We start from the raw sequence: 15,472 nt of genomic DNA, 5'->3' as shown, positions 1-15,472 counted from the left end.
CCCCGCCGCGGGCCCTGCCAGGCGGCGGCCGCGGTCGACCTCGCCAAGGCGCGGTGCCGTGCCGGGCGTTGCCCGGTGGTGGTCCCGCCATCGGCGGCGCCTCGGCGCAGTGCCGAGGCGGTCCCGGCGGTGGCCGGCCACCGGGCGCCGGGCCGGGGTCCGCCCGGCTGTGGTTCCGCCGCCTGCGCGTCGCGGCACCCCGCACCCGCACCCCCGCAACGCACCCGCACCCCGCAAGCGCAGCGATCCCGCGGACACCCGCCGCCGGGACTCCTCCCACGAGCGAGATGGCGTCATGAACCCGAACCCCCACGCCGCCCCCGGCCCGGCACCGCACCTGCGCCCGGCCGGCCCGCAGACCCTCGGCATCCTGGCCGACCTCATCGCGCAGGAACAACCCGTCTTCGCCATGCCGTCCTGGTTCGTGACCACCGAGTCCGCCCAGGCCGGCCACCTCGTCAGCGAGTTCGTCAGGGAACTGGGCGGCCGCCCGCCCGGCACCCACTACCGCACCTTCTTCGCCAACTCCCGCTACGAGGCCCTGCACGGCGCCGTCAAACTCCTGCGCCACCGCGCCGCCACGACCGCCGCAACCCACCGGGGCCGCGTTCTGGTCCTGGACCCCGACGGCACCCTCGCCCGCCGCACGGACCCGCTCGGCGAAGGCCCCGACCGCGCCCTCGCCCCCGGCCTCCTCACCCGCACCACCGTCGCCGGCCTGCGCACCGCCCTGCACGGCACGACCGTGTGCGGGCTCGTCGTCCGCGCCCCCGAACTCCTCGACACGGGCGCCCTCGCCGCCGTCGTCGAGCTGGCCCGTACCGCGCGCGCCACCGGAGCCCGCGTCGTCGTCGACCTCAGCGACGTCGCCCCGGACAGCCCCGCCGACCCCGCCGTGACCGCGCTCCGCCCCGACCTCGTCGTCCTGGGCGAATCCCTCACCGGGTACGAGGTCCCGTTCGGCGCCTTCACCGGTACCCACGACACGTTCGCGCCGTGGACCACCCCGAAGACCGGGTTCCTGCACTCCAACACCTACGGCGGCAACAGCGTCGCCGTGCGCGCCGTCGGCGCCCGGCTGCGCCCCCGATGGGACGCCGCCGCCCCCGTGCACCGCGTCCTCGCGGCGGCCGCCGCCGACCGGCAGGCCACCCTCGACCTGTACGCCCGCCACGTGAACCCGATGGCCGTCCGCATGCACCGCAAGCTGCACGGCGCGCTGAACGTCGTCCGCGCCAAGGGCTCCCGGCTCACCGTCCGCCTCGACTCCGGCCGCGAACTGGACCTCGTCGACGGACTGTGCGGGGCCGGGCTCGGCGTGGCCGGCCACAACCCCGCCGACGCGCTGACCGACGTCGTACGCGGCCACGACCCCGCCCGCGACCACGTCCGCGAGCTCGAGCAGGTCCTGGCCCGCGAAACCGGACTGCCCCACACCTTCCCCGCCGTCAGCGGCGCGTCCGCGGTCGAGAGCGCCATCACCCTCGCCCGTCTCGCCCGCCCCGGCAGGCGGCGCATCGTCGTCTTCAAGCACAACTACGGCGGCAAGACCCTCGTCTCGCTGCTGGCCACCGCCGCCGGACGCACCCGCGCGCCCTTCGGCCCCCTCTACGACGACATCCGCTACATCGACCCCTTCACCCCGCACGCCGTCGACGACTTCCGCGAGGAGGCGGCCACCGGCGAGATCGGGCTCGTGTGGATCGAACTGGTCCACGGCAGCTCCGACGCCTACGCCCCGATCCCCGGACCGCTCCTCGACGCCGTCACCGCGGGCCGGTCCGAACAGGGCTACCTCGTCGGCGTCGACGAGGTCCTGACGTCCTACTACCGCTGCGGTACCCGATTCGCCCACCACGGCCGGCTCCCCGACATCGACCTCATGAGCCTGTCCAAGGCACTGAGCTACGGCTGCTTCCCCACCGGTGCCGCCCTCGTCTCCGACGAGGTGTACGACGCCGCCCGCCGGGCCAACCCGCAGCTCGTCGAGGAACTGCGCACCCACCACGCCCACGCCCTGGGCGCCCACTTCGCCCTCCAGGCCATTCGCCAGGTCGACGCCCTCGGCCTGCCCGAACGGGTCCGGGCCCTGTCGGACCTCGTGGCCGCCGGACTCGCCGCGATGGACACCGGGCCGCGCGGAGTGATCGGCCGCCGCTTCGCCGAAGGCATGCTCGGCCGGTTCGAACCACGCGTACCCGGAGCGCTCGGCCGCTTCGTCGACCCCGAGGGCGAGGGGATGACGTACGCCCTCATCCTCTGGTGGATCACCCGCGCCCGGGCCTTCGTCGTCTACGACGTGTTCCTGCTGCCCCTGACCGCCACCGAGCGGGAGGTCTTCCAGGTCATGCGCGGCGCCCGCAGGCTTTCGCGCACCGGCCCGGCCCGGCTCCTCGCCCACGCCGCCCTGTTCCGGCTCGGCCAACGGCTCTCCGGCCTGCTGAAGCCCGGCCCGTCCCGCACCCCCGCACCTTCGAGGAGCACCGTATGAGCACGCAGAACGTCGAAGTGATCCGCACCTTCTTCCGGCTGTTCGACGAGGGCCGCCTCGCCGACATCGAGCCGCTGCTCGCCCCCGACTTCGAGTGGGTCTACCACGGCCCCGCCTCGCTGCCGTGGGCCGGCGTCTACCGGGGCGTCGAGGGCTTCCGCGCGTTCTTCGCCATCGTCCACGAGCTGATCCGGGTCCAGGAGTGCGATGCCTACGAGTACCTCGACGCCGGGGACCGGGTCGTGGTCCTGGGCGTGAGCCGCACCCACGTCCTCGCCAACGGCGCACGCTACGAGGCCCAGTGGATGAACGTCTTCACCGTCCGCGACGGGCTCATCTCCCGCTACCTCGACCTCTTCGACACCGCCAGTGTCGTCGAGGCCCTGGAACGCGACCCGCAGGAGGTGACCTCGGCCCCGTGAACACCACCACCCCCGCCACCCCCGTCACCCTCGGCGCGGCCTTCACCGCCGTGGCCCGCGCCCACCCCCACCGCACCGCCCTGATCCACGGCGGCCTACGGATCGGCTACGGCGCACTCGCCGCCCGGGCCGCGGCCGCCGCCCGCCGGCTCGCCGACCGGACCGCCCCCGGCGAGAGCGTCGGGATCTGCGCCCGGCGTTCGCCCGGCACCATCGCCGCCCTGCTGGGGACGGTGTTGGCCGGGGGCGCTTACCTGCCGCTGGACCCCGACGCGCCGGACGAACGGATCCGCGCGCTCGTCCTCGACAACCACCTGCGCACCGTCTTCGCAGCCGGGCAGGACACCGCGCGGCTGCGCGCCCTCCTGCCCGTGGGGGTGACGGTCCTGCCCGTCGACGAGGACGCACCGGACCCGGACCCGGACCTCGATCTCGACCTCGCCCCGGACCCGGACCGGAGCCCGTCGCACGCCCCCGGGGCCGGGCGGACCGCCTACGTCATCCACACCTCCGGCAGCACCGGCGCCCCCAAGGGCGTCCGCGTCGCGCACCACTCCGTCCTGGCACTGGCCCGCGCCCCCGAGGCCGGACTGACCGCCGCCGACACCGTTCTACAGCTCGCCCCGCTCCACGTGGACCCCTCCGTCTTCGAGATCTGGGGCGCCCTGCTCAACGGCGCCCGGCTCGTGCTGCCGCAGTCCGAGCGGCCCGGAATCCACGACATCGGCCGGGAGTGCGCCCGCCACGGCGTGACGGTCCTGCGGCTGGCCGCCCCGCTGTTCCGGCTGGCCATCGAACACATCACCGCAGACCTGAGCGGGTTGCGCCTGTGCGTGTCCGGCGGCGACCGGGCCGACGCGGACGCGGTACGGACCGCCCTGCGCGAGCTGCCCGGCTGCCGGATCGTCAACGGCTACGGACCCACGGAGACCACGGTCTACGCCTGCTGGCAGACCTTCGACGGCCCGGACGACTGGGACGGAGCCTGGCAGGACGTGCCGATCGGCCGCCCCTTCGCCGGGGCCACCGCCCACGTCCTGCGCCCCGACCGCACCCCGGTCGCGCCCGGCGAGGAGGGCGAACTCTGCATCGGCGGCCCGGGCGTTGCCCAGGGCTACCGCGGCGGGCCGGAGCAGACCGCCGAGCGGTTCGTCCCCGAGCCGGGCAGGCCCGGCCGCACCGCCTACCTGACCGGCGACCGGGTCCGCCGCCTCCCCGGCGGCGAACTCGCCTTCCTGGGGCGCTTCGACGACCAGGTCAAGATCCGTGGCCACCGCGTCGAACCGGCCGAGGCCGAACGGGCACTGCGGACCCACCCGGCGGTCCGGGAGGCGGTCGTGGTTCCGTACGGCGCCGCGAACGCCCGCCGACTGGCCGCGTACGTGACCCTGACACCGGTCGACGCCCCCACCACCCCGACCGACCCGGGTGCCCCGGCTTCGGGCGACCGGCTCATCGCCCACATTGCCCGGCTGCTGACCGAACCGGCGGTTCCGGACGTCGTCACCGTCCTGCCGGAGCTGCCGGCCACGGCCAACGGCAAGGCCGACCGCCGGCTGCTCGCCGTCCTCGCCGACCGCGCGGCCGCGGCGCCCGGCGGTCCGGTCAGCTCCACTCCCGCGAGCCCCGATGCCGAGGAGGCCGCCGCCGCCCTGCGCGCCGTCTCCGCGCACTGGGAGGCCGTCCTCGGCCGCGCCGTCGGCCCGGACGCCGATTTCTTCGCCGCCGGCGGCGACTCCCTGTCCGCTCTGGCGATCCTCGCCCGCCTCGAACGCGACCAGGGCGCGGCCCTGACGGTCGCCGACCTCTTCGCCGCCCCGACGATCCGCGCCCTGGCAGCCCTCGTGGCCAGCCCCGCCCCGGCCACCCCCGCCCCGGCCAGCCCCGGGGCGGATCCCGGCCGGCTGCCGCTGTCGCCCGCCCAGGAAGGGATCTGGTTCGACCAGGAGGCCACCGGAAACACCGGCCGCTACGTCATCGGACGCGGGTACTTCATCGACGGCCCCCTCGACCGGGCCCGGCTGCGGAACGCCCTGACCCTACTGGGCAGGCGCCAGGCCGCCCTGCGCACCGTCGTACGGCGAGACGCCGACGGTTGGCGGCAGAGCCTGACCGCCGACCCGGGCGCGGCGGTGCGCCTCATCGACCTCACCGGCGTTCCGGCCGGCGAACGCCAGGCCCTGGCCCGCGCCCTGGCCGCCGAGCACCGCACGGCGGAGCCGGACGACGACGGCACCCGGCTGCTGCGCACCCTGGTGCTCACCCTGGACGCCCGGAGCACGCTGCTCCACTTCGCCGTCCACCACGCCATCGCCGACGACTGGTCCCTGGACCTCTTCACGTCCGAGCTGTCCGCCCTCTACGCGGACCCGGCCGCGGACCTGCCGCCCCTGGACCCGGGCTACCCCGAGCACCTGCGCGGCTCCCTCGCACCCCGCCCCGAACGGCTCACCGCCGCGACCCGGTTCTGGCAGGGCGCGCTCGCCGGCGGCGGCGCCGCCCTCGACCTGGTCACCGACCGGCCCCGCCCCGCCGTCCTCAGCGGATCCGGCGACCGGGTGCGGCAGCGGATCGGCGCCGCGCAGCACGCGCGCCACGCCGAGGCCGCCCGCCGGCACGGTGTCAGCCCGTACATGTTCCACCTGGCCGGGGTGTACACGGTCCTGGCCGCCCACACCGAACGCGACACCCTCACCCTGGGCGCCCTGGCCGCCGGGCGGAACCGGGCCGGAGCACAGGACCTCGTGGGCTGCTTCGTCAACCTGCTGCCCGTCCGCGTCGAGGCGGACGCGGACACCACGGCAGGTGTCCTGCTCACCCGCGTCCGGGCAGCCTGTACCGAGGCCCTGCACCACGAGGACGTCCCCTTCCAGGCCGTGGGCAGGGAGCTCGCCCCCGCCACCACCGGCCGCGCGGCCGTCCCCTTCCAGGCCGTCGTCAACCACCGCCAGCGCCGCCCGCGTCCACTGGAGCTGCCCGGCGCGCGGACCGCACCCTGGGACGCCGGTGACCGCGACACCGCCACCTTCGAGCTGTCCTTCACCTTCCAGGAGGAGGGCGAAGACCTCGACGTCGAAGTCGAGTTCAGCACCGACCTCTACGACCGTGCCACCGCACAGCGGCTGGCCGGCCAGCTGGCCGCAGTGCTCGACCGCCTCGCGGACGGTGACCCGCCACTGCGCGGCGTCACCCTGTACGAACCGGGGGAGTACGAGCGGTTGGGCCGCGCCCCGGAGCCGGGCCCCCCGGCAGCGCAGACCACCCTGCCCGCCCTCGTCGCCCGGCAGGTCGCCGCCCACCCGCACAAGGTCGCCGTCGTCGGCACCGACATCAGCCTCACCTACGCCGAACTCGACCGGCACGCCGACACCGTGGCCGCCCGCCTCACCACCCGCGGGATCCGGCCCGGCGACCGCGTCGCCGTGTGCCTCGAGCGCTCCCCGCTCCTCGCCACGACCCTCCTCGGGGTGCTCAAGGCCGGGGCCGCGTACGTGCCGCTCGACCCGGCGTACCCGCCGCTGCGCCTGCGCCACTGCATTGCCGACGCCGGTGTCGGCGCGCTGGTCTGCGCCAAGGACACAGCCGAGACGCTGTTCGGACCGGGCACGGAAGGTTCCGGCCCGCCCGTCCTGGACGTCGAGGCCCTCACCGCCCCCGGCGAGCGGACTCCGCCCGCCGTACCCGTCGCAGACCCCGCCGCCCCGGCGTACGTCATCTACACCTCCGGCAGCACCGGGCGCCCCCGCGGCGTCACCGTTTCCCACCGCGCGGTCGCCAACACCCTCCTCGCCTGCCTCGACCGGCACCCCTTCACCGCCGACGACGTGTGGCTCCAACTGACCTCGCCCGGCTTCGACGTGGCCGCCTTCGAACAGTTCATGCCGCTCGTCTCCGGCGCCACCCTGGTGTACGCGGACGACGCCACCCGAGCAGACGGCCCGGCCCTCACCCGCACCCTGCGCACCGCCGGGGTCACCGTGATGGTGACCGTGCCCTCCCTGCTGCGCGCCCTGGACCGACCCGACCTGGGCGACGTACGCGTCCTGCTCGTCGCCGGTGAGCCCGCGGACGTCCACGACACCCGTCACTTCGCCGCGGACCGGGTGGTCGTCAACGGCTACGGCCCGACCGAAGCGGCGATCCTGGCCACCACCCACCGCGCCGACCCCGCGGACGCCCGGGCCCGCGTGCCCGTGGGCACCGCCCTGTCCGGCACGGCGGCCCACGTCGTGGACCGCCACGGGCGACTGGCGGCCACCGGTGTACCCGGCGAACTGTGGCTCTCCGGCGCCGGACTCGGCGACGGCTACCTGGGCGACCCCGACCGCACGGGCGCGTCGTTCACCAGCCATCCCGCGCTTCCGGGTGCCGGTCGCTGCTACCGCACCGGGGACCGGGTGCGCCGGCTGTCCGACGGATCGATCGACTACCTGGGCCGGCTCGACCACCAGATCAAGCTGCGCGGCTTCCGCATCGAGCTCGGCGAGATCGAAGCCGCGCTCGCGGAGCACCCCGGTGTCCGGGAGGCCGTCGCCGTCCTCCTCGGCGCTGGGGCCGACGCCGAACTCGCCGTCGGCTACGTCGGAACGGCCGCACCCCGGGACGTCCGCGCCCACCTGGTCCGGCTGCTCCCGGCCCACATGGTGCCCCGGCTGGCCGTGCCCGTGCCCGCCATCCCGACCGGCAGCCACGGCAAGGCCGACCGGCCGGCGCTCGCCGCCCACCTGGCCGCCGTGCGCCGGCAGCGGCCGCACCTGGGCGACGGAGCCGCCGACGGCCCCCTGAACGGGGCCGAACGGCGGCTGCTCGCCCTGTGGGAGGACGTGCTGGGCGGGCCGGTGGGCTCTCCGGACGAGGACTTCTTCGCACAGGGCGGTCACTCCCTGCGCGTCATCCGGCTCCTGGGCCGCATCGAGCGGGAGCACGGCGTCCGGATCGCCGTCTCCGACTTCCTCGCCGCGCCGACCGTACGGGAGGTGGCCCGGCGGCTGGAGGCGTCCGGCCCGGCGGCCGAAGCCCGGCCCGTGGGACCCGACGACGCGCGGCTCGACCCCGCCATCGTCTTCGCCGAGCGCCCCGGCCCCTGCGACCCGCACGACGCCGTCCTGCTCACCGGAGCCACCGGATACGTGGGCTCCCACGTCCTGGCCGAGCTCCTGGACCGCACCACGGGCCCGGTCCTGTGCCTGGTCCGGGCCGCGGACACCGGCGCCGCCCGCCGGCGGCTGTCGACCGCCCTGCGCCGCCACGGGCTGCGCCCCGACGCCTCGGACCCGCGGATCGTGCCCGTCCCCGGCGACCTGACCCGGCCCGGCCTGGGTCTCGGAGCCACCGACCGGGAGCGCGTCCTGCGCGCGAGGACCGTCCTCCACCTCGGCGCCGAGGTCCACCACGTGTCCGGCTTCCACCACCTGGCGGCCGCCAACGTGGGCGGCACCGCCGAACTCCTGCGGATCTGCGCCGAGGGCCGCCCGGCCCGCTTCCACCACGTCTCCACCCTCGGCGTGTTCCGCGAAGGACCCGGCGACGCCCGCCCGCGCACGATCACCGAGGCCACCCCGGCCGCCGCGGAACGCCACCCCCGCGGCCGCGGCTACGCGGCCGCCAAGTGGGCCGCGGAACGCCTGGTCGCCCAGGCCTTCGAACGCGGCGCCGACGCCCGGATCTACCGGCTCGGCCGGGCCGGCGGCAGCACGACGGGAGCCGTGAGCGAGGACGACTTCCTCAGCCGGCTCCTCGTCACCTCCACCGCCCTCGGCTGCCACCCCGACGACCCGCGGCTCGCCACCGACGCACTGCCCGTGGACACCATGGCCCGGGCCCTGGTCGCCCTGGCCCTCGCTGACGGAGCCCCCGGCACCGTCCACCACCTGCACCACCCCCGGCGGACGCCCCTGGCCGAACTGCACGCCGTACACGACCGGCGCACGGGCCGGACCACCCCCGCGGTCCCGCTGGACACCTGGCTCGGTCGCCTGGCCGACGCCGAGGCCGACGGCACCGTGCTGCCCGCCCTCGCCTACCGCGAACACCTCCGGGACCTGCGCGACCACCCGGACGCCCGCCTGCCCGACCACCGCAACGACGCCACCCTCGCAGCCCTGCGGGCCCACGGCATCTTCCCGCCCGCCCTGGACGACGCCCTCGTCGGCCGCTGGTGGCAGAACCTCGACCGGAGCACCCGCGCATGACCGACCCGACGACCGACCCGACACCCGCCCCGACGACCGACCCGACACCCGGCCCGAAGGCCGCCGTCCCGTCGGCCGAGCCCCACTACCCCATGGACCGGCAGTGCCCGTTCGCCCCGCCGCGGGAGGTCACCGAGATCCGCGACGCGGGCACCGCGCCCCGCGTGACACTGTGGAACGGGGTCCGCCCCTGGCTGTTCACCCGCTTCGACGACGCCCGCACCGTCCTGGCCGACCCCCGCTTCAGCGCGGACAAGAGTCGCCCCGGCTACCCGCTGTCCAGCGCGGTCGCCCTCGCCGAGACCGCCGTCGAACCGACCCTGCTCGTCATGGACAATCCCGAGCACGACGCCGTACGGCGCCTGGTGCTCGGCGAGTTCACCGTGAAACGGGCCGAAGGGTGGCGTCCGGCCGTGCGCGCCGTCGTCGACGGCTGCCTGGACCGCATGCTCCGCGGCACCGAGGCCGACCTCGTGGCCGACCTTGCCCTGCCCGTCGCGCTCACCGTCATCTGCGAGTTCCTCGGCGTGCCCTTCGAGGACCGCGAGCTCTTCCGCGGTCTGACCCACACCATGAACGTCGTCGCCGGCACCACCGAGAGCGCCGCCGCCGCCCGACAGGCCCTCCAGGACTACCTGGAGGCACTCGTCGCAGCGGCCGAACGGGAACCGCGGGACGGCTTCATCGGCCGCATGGCCGCCCGGCACCGACCCGGCGGAACCATGACCCGCCGCCAGCTCGCCGCGATGGCCCTGCTGCTGCTCACCGCCGGCCACGACACCACCGCCAACATGATTTCCCTCGGGGTGTTGACCCTGCTGCGCCACCCCGACCACTTCGCCGACCTCGGCGCGCACGACGACCCCGAACTGCTCGCCGGTGCCGTCGAGGAGATGCTGCGCCACCTCACCGTGGTCCAGCGCGGCATCCGCCGGATCGCCGTCGAGGACGTCACGGTCGGCGACCGGCTGGTCCGGGCCGGCGAGGGCGTCGTCGCCGCCATCAACGTCGCCAACCGGGACCCCGAACGCTTCCCCGCCGGCGAGGAGTTCGACCCCGCCGCCCGCGCCCACGGCCACCTCGCCTTCGGTTACGGGCCCCACCAGTGCATGGGCCAGGCACTGGCCCGGGTGGAGCTCCAGGAGGTCTATGCCGCCGTGGCCCGCCGGATCCCGACGCTGCGCACCGCCGTGCCCGTCGAGGAGATCCGCTTCAAGTCCGACATGGCCGTGTACGGGGTGCACGCGCTGCCCGTGACCTGGTGACCCCACCACCGCGCACGGGCCACCGTCCCGTACCGCCCTGCGGCCCGTACCGCCCGGCCACCGTCCGTCCCCTGCCCCCAAGGAGCCGACCCGTGAAGGTCACCCTCGATCCCGAGCGCTGTGTCGGCGCCGGCCACTGCGTCCTGTCCGCCGGCACGGTCTTCGACCAGGACGAGGCCGACGGCGTCGTCCTGCTGCTGGACCCGGAGCCGGCCGAGGACCTCGCCGACGCCGTCCTGGAAGCCGCCGACCTGTGCCCCGCCCAGGCCATCCTCGTCACCGGGACCGACGGGCGGCCCGTATGACCGCCGCCCTCCTGGACGCCCTGCGCGCCGCCCTCGACGGCGACGGCGCGCTGGTCACCGACCCGGACGCCACCACCGGGTACGCCCACGACATGATGCCGCTGGCCCCGTACGGCCGGCCGCTCGCCGTGGTCCTGCCCGCCTCGGTCGAGCAGGTGCAGGCATGCGTACGGGCCTGTGCGGCGGCCGGCGTCCCCATCGTTCCCCGGGGCGCCGGAACGGGCCTGACCGGCGCCGCCAACGCCGTCGACGGCTGCATCGTCCTGGCCACGACGCGGATGAACCGGATCCTCGAACTCGACCCGGACGACCGGCTCGCCGTCGTGGAACCCGGCGTGGTCAACCAGGCCCTGAAGACCGCCGCGGCCGCCCACGGCCTGTACTACCCGCCCGACCCCTCCAGCCTCGACACGTGCACCCTCGGGGGCAACCTCGCCACCAACGCCGGCGGCCTGTGCTGCGGCAAGTACGGGGTCACCGGCGACTACGTCCTCGGCCTGGAGGCGGTCCTCGCCGACGGCTCCCTCCTGCGCACCGGCCGCCGCACCGTCAAGGGCGTCGCGGGCTACGACCTCACCCGTCTCCTCGTCGGCAGCGAGGGCACCCTCGGCATCATCACGCGGGCCACCCTCGCCCTGCGCCCGCTGCCGGCCGCACCCGGCACCGTCATCGCGGCCTTCGACTCGGTGGCCCGGGCCGGCGCCAGCGTCAACCGGATCGTCCGGGCCGGCCTCGTGCCCTCCCTCATGGAGATCATGGACGCGACCTCGCTGCGCGCATCCGCCGCCTACCTGGGCACCGAGCTCGTCGGCGAACGGGACCAGGCCCTGCTGCTGTGCCAGTCCGACGCTCCCGAAGCCGCCCGCGAAGCCGAACTCGACCACATGGAACGCGTGTTCCGGCAGGCGGGCGCGGTATACACGCACGCCACGCAGGACCCGGCGGAGGGCGCCCTGCTGCTGCGCGCCCGCCGGGTGAGCCTCGCCGCCCTCGAAGCCCGGGGCGCCTGCATGACCGAGGACGTCGCGGTGCCCCGTACCCGCATCGCCGAACTGATCGAGGGCTGTACGCGGATCGGCACCGACGCGGGGCTCACCGTCGCGGTCGTCGGCCACGCGGGCGACGGCAACATGCACCCCACGGTCCTCTACGACGCATCCGACACCGCGCAGTACGCCCGCGCCCGAACCGCGTTCGACGCGATCCTCGCCCTCGCCCTGTCCCTCGACGGCACCATCACCGGCGAGCACGGGGTCGGCAAGCTCAAGCAGGACTGGCTGGAACGCGAACTGGGACCGGTGGCACTGCGCGTCCACCGGGGCCTCAAGGACGCCCTCGACCCGGCGGGCCTGTTCAACCCCGGCGCAGTGCTCGCCTCCCGGACGGCCGGGAACCGCCGTGCCACTTGAGACCCTGCGGACCGTGGCCGGGCTCGCCCCGCCCCTGCGGACCCTGTTCCTCACCACCCTGCTCTTCCGTACCGGCACCATGGCTTACCCCTTCCTCACCCCCCACCTGCTGGGCGGCGGGGGCCTGGACCCGGCCGGGGCGGGCCTGGTCGTCACCGGCTTCGGGATCGGTGCCCTCGCCGCGGACCTGGCCGCCGGACGCCTCCTCGGGCGGCTCCACCCGTACGCGCTGATGCGCGCCGGCCTTCTGCTGGGCGCGGCCGCGGTCGCGGTGGTGCCGCTGCTGCACGGCCTGCCCGCGCTCGCCGCGGGCGTGCTGCTCTGGGGGTTCGCGTACGAGATCGTCACCCCGGCGGCCTACGCGGCCACGATCGCCGGGTCACGGCCCGAGCAGCGCAAGGTCGCGTTCTCCTGCTACCGGCTCGCCATCAACCTCGGACTGTCAGCCGGCCCGCTCCTGGGGGCCCTGCTCTACGCGCTCGACCCCCACTCCGTGTTCTGGGCCAACGCCCTGTGCGTGCTGGCGGCCGCGGCACTCCTGCACCTGCGCCGCGAACGCCGGCCGGCCGGCGTAGGACCGTACGCGGACACCGGCAGCGGCGGCGGTACGGGGAACGACGCCGCCCCGCACGGCACCCTCCGCCCGACGGCGGCCGAACGCACGCGGTTCTGGACCGCGTTCGGCCTCTCGCTGCCCATCCAGCTGGCTTACGCGCTGCCCTCGGTCTTCGTCGCCGCCCACGTCATCGTCGGCCTCGGCCTGCCCGGCTACTGGGCCGGCGTCGTCTTCACCGTCAACGCCGTCGGGATCGTCCTGTTCGAGGTCCCGGTCAACATCCGCACGGCGGGCGTCGGACACCTGGCGACCCTCCTGATCGGCTATGCCCTCGCGGGCGCCGGGTTCTTGCTCATGGCCCTGGCCGACACCGGGCCGGAACTGGTGCTCGCCACCCTCTTGTGGACGGCGGGGGAGGTCGTCGTCTTCCCCGCACTGCTCGACTACGTCAGCCGGCTCCCCGGCCCGGCGCCCGACCGCACCATGGGCCTGTTCTCGAGCGGCGTCAACCTGGCCTTCATCGCGGCCCCGCAACTCGCCCTGCACCTCTCGGCCCCCGGCCACCCGGGCGCCCCGTGGGCGGCCGCCGGAGCGGCGGTCTGCGCCGCCTGCCTACTGCTGCTCGCCGCCCGCACCCACCCGTACACCTGGCACAAGGAGGAACCGTGCACAAGCGCGACCTGACCCCCTTCATCGGCGTCGAGTACACCGGACTCACCCACACCGAACTCACCCGCCCCGAGGTCTTCGCCGACGTCGTCGACTCCCTGCACCAGCGCGACCTCGTCGTCGTCCGCGGCATCGGCCTCACCCCGCAGCAGCAGATAGGCCTCGCCGCCCGCATCGGCCGGCCCGTCCCCTTCCTGCTGGCGGACTGGCGCCACCCCGACTTCGCCGAGATCCTCGTCTCGTCCAACGAGCGCAAGGCCGGCCGGCCGATCGGGATCGAGCGGGTCGGCCACTTCTGGCACCAGGACTCCTCCTTCGACGCCGCCCCCTCCGCCTACACCGTGCTGCACGGCGTCCACGTGCCCGAGGGGCACGGCGACACCGTCTTCGCGAGCGCCGCCGACGTGTACGACCGGCTGCCCGAGGAGTGGCACGACCTGCTGTGGGACCGCATCGGGCTGCACACCCTCACCAAGCAGCAGCGCATCGCCCCCGAGCACGTGGGCCTGTCCATCGCCGAGGTGCGCGCCCTCGTCGCCCGCCAGTACCCGGCCGTCGAACATCCCGTCGTCCGCCGCGACCCGCACACCGGCCGCCGCTTCCTGTACGGCTCCCGCGCCTACATGGACCGGGTCGTCGGCCTCGACGCCAACGAGAACGAGGAGTTCTTCGACCTCGTGGACACCCTCCTGGCCGATCCCGACCGGACGTACACCCACCGCTGGACCCCGCACGACCTGCTGCTGTGGAAGACCGACACCACCTACCACGTCGCCACCGACCTGCCGCCCGGCATCTCCCGGACCGTCCACCGCGTCAGCGTCGCCGCCGCGTGAGCACACCCCCGAAGAAGGGATCCACCGTGCCCTCCACCTCCGCCCCCCTCCCCGCCGCCGCGCCCGTCGGCGTGATCGTCGACGGCTATTCGGTCGGCAAGTACCTGCCCGCCGCCTTCCGCCGGCTCGGCGCGGACGTCGTGCACCTGCAGAGCACGCCCGAGTTCCTGGACTGCGTACCCCCGCCGGACCTGCGCCCGTACCTCGCCAACGTGGTCCAGGACGCGGCCGACCCCGCCCGTACGGTGCGGGAGCTGGCCTCCTACCACCCGTGCGGGGTGCTGCCCGGCCAGGAGACCGGGGTCCCGCCGGCCGACCGGACGGCCGAGCTGCTGGGCCTGCCCGGCAACCCGTCGGCCACCTCCGCGCTGCGCCGCGACAAGTACCGCATGATCGAGGCGCTGCGCGCCGCCGGCATCCGCTGCGCCGACCAGCTGAAGTCCGGCGACGTCGAGGAGGTGCTCGCCTGGGCGCGGACCACCGGCTACCCGATCGTCGTCAAACCGCTCAGCTCGGCCTCCACGGACAAGGTCTCCGTCTGCCGCGGCCCGGACGAAGTGCGCGCCGCTGCCGCCGAGATCCTCGGCAGTCGGGACATCTTCGGCCGGCACAACGACGAGCTGCTCGCACAGTCCTTCCTGGACGGCACCGAGTACATCGTGGACGTGGTCAGGGGCCCCGGCGGCGCCCGGCACGTGTGCGGCGTCTGGCGCTACGACAAGACCCTCGTCGGAACCCGGCCGGTCTACGACCGGGACGTCCTGATCGACCCCGGCGCGCGGGTGGTCGAACCCCTCGTCACCTACCTGGACACCGTCCTCGACGCCCTGGACATCCGGTTCGGCGCCGCCCACGCGGAGATCATGATGACGGCCGCCGGGCCGGTGCTCGTCGAGGTGGGCGCACGGCTCGACGGCATCATGGACCCGGGCCACCACGACTCGTGCCTCGACGGGAACCAGGCCGACCTGCTCGCACTCGCCTGTGTCCGCCCCGAGGAGTACCGGCGGGGGCACCCCGGCGACAGTCTGTACCGAAAGCACCACGAGGGGATGGTCGTCCACGTCCGCACCACCCGCGGCGGTCTCGTCGAGGCAGTGGACGAGGACGCCCTGGCCCGGATCCGCGCCCTGGACACCGTGCACCTGGCGGTGCCCCGGCTGGTCCCGGGCGACCGGATGCGTCCCACCAACGACCTGCTGTCCAGCCCGCTGCGGGTCTTCCTGACCGGGGACCGCCCGGAGGAACTCCTCGCCGACCACCGCCGCATCCGGCTACTGGCCGACGACGTGTTCCGCCTCGCCCCGAACTGACCGAGTCCGCACACT

At 75.1% G+C, this 15,472-nt stretch carries 9 protein-coding genes; all 9 read left to right on the top strand.

All coding sequences use genetic code 11. The annotated features are described in order from the left end of the window. Positions 1 to 295 precede the first annotated feature (295 nt). Positions 296 to 2,491: an aminotransferase class III-fold pyridoxal phosphate-dependent enzyme gene (locus tag OG207_RS07550; protein ID WP_329097043.1), complete on the top strand. Its 2,196-nt coding sequence runs from the start codon at positions 296 to 298 to the stop codon at positions 2,489 to 2,491. Then, a complete protein-coding gene (locus OG207_RS07545) occupies positions 2,488 to 2,913 on the top strand; it encodes a nuclear transport factor 2 family protein (protein WP_329097041.1) in 426 nt (141 codons plus the stop codon). Before OG207_RS07550 ends, OG207_RS07545 begins: the two co-directional genes overlap by 4 nt. Next, positions 2,910 to 9,104 (top strand): non-ribosomal peptide synthetase, encoded by a 6,195-nt coding sequence (locus tag OG207_RS07540; RefSeq protein ID WP_329097039.1) that lies wholly within the window; start codon positions 2,910 to 2,912, stop codon positions 9,102 to 9,104. The genes OG207_RS07545 and OG207_RS07540 overlap by 4 nt, the downstream gene beginning before the upstream one ends. Continuing rightward, positions 9,101 to 10,369 (top strand): cytochrome P450, encoded by a 1,269-nt coding sequence (locus OG207_RS07535; protein WP_329097038.1) that lies wholly within the window; start codon positions 9,101 to 9,103, stop codon positions 10,367 to 10,369. Before OG207_RS07540 ends, OG207_RS07535 begins: the two co-directional genes overlap by 4 nt. Positions 10,370 to 10,461: 92 nt before the next feature. Next, positions 10,462 to 10,674 (top strand): ferredoxin, encoded by a 213-nt coding sequence (locus tag OG207_RS07530; RefSeq protein WP_329097036.1) that lies wholly within the window; start codon positions 10,462 to 10,464, stop codon positions 10,672 to 10,674. Further along, a complete protein-coding gene (locus OG207_RS07525; RefSeq protein ID WP_329097034.1) occupies positions 10,671 to 12,083 on the top strand; it encodes an FAD-binding oxidoreductase in 1,413 nt (470 codons plus the stop codon). Before OG207_RS07530 ends, OG207_RS07525 begins: the two co-directional genes overlap by 4 nt. Then, positions 12,073 to 13,323 (top strand): MFS transporter, encoded by a 1,251-nt coding sequence (locus OG207_RS07520; RefSeq protein ID WP_329097032.1) that lies wholly within the window; start codon positions 12,073 to 12,075, stop codon positions 13,321 to 13,323. Before OG207_RS07525 ends, OG207_RS07520 begins: the two co-directional genes overlap by 11 nt. Further along, entirely contained in the window at positions 13,305 to 14,144 is an 840-nt protein-coding gene (locus OG207_RS07515; protein WP_329097029.1) for a TauD/TfdA dioxygenase family protein, read from the top strand. The genes OG207_RS07520 and OG207_RS07515 overlap by 19 nt, the downstream gene beginning before the upstream one ends. Continuing rightward, a complete protein-coding gene (locus OG207_RS07510) occupies positions 14,141 to 15,457 on the top strand; it encodes an ATP-grasp domain-containing protein (protein WP_329097027.1) in 1,317 nt (438 codons plus the stop codon). The genes OG207_RS07515 and OG207_RS07510 overlap by 4 nt, the downstream gene beginning before the upstream one ends. Positions 15,458 to 15,472: the final 15 nt, after the last annotated feature.

Origin of the sequence: Streptomyces sp. NBC_01439 (assembly GCF_036227605.1) — a bacterium.
Classification (GTDB): domain Bacteria; phylum Actinomycetota; class Actinomycetes; order Streptomycetales; family Streptomycetaceae; genus Streptomyces.
The sequence above is the reverse complement of the archived record's forward strand: the minus strand, read 5'-3'. Positions and strand labels throughout refer to the sequence as shown.

Bases quoted from the DNA above. Each gene is read 5' to 3' on its own strand.
- OG207_RS07535 (WP_329097038.1), top strand. From the start codon at position 9,101: ATGACCGACCCGACGACCGACCCGACACCCGCCCCGACGACCGACCCG.
- OG207_RS07550 (WP_329097043.1), top strand. From the start codon at position 296: ATGAACCCGAACCCCCACGCCGCCCCCGGCCCGGCACCGCACCTGCGC.
- OG207_RS07545 (WP_329097041.1), top strand. From the start codon at position 2,488: ATGAGCACGCAGAACGTCGAAGTGATCCGCACCTTCTTCCGGCTGTTC.
- OG207_RS07525 (WP_329097034.1), top strand. From the start codon at position 10,671: ATGACCGCCGCCCTCCTGGACGCCCTGCGCGCCGCCCTCGACGGCGAC.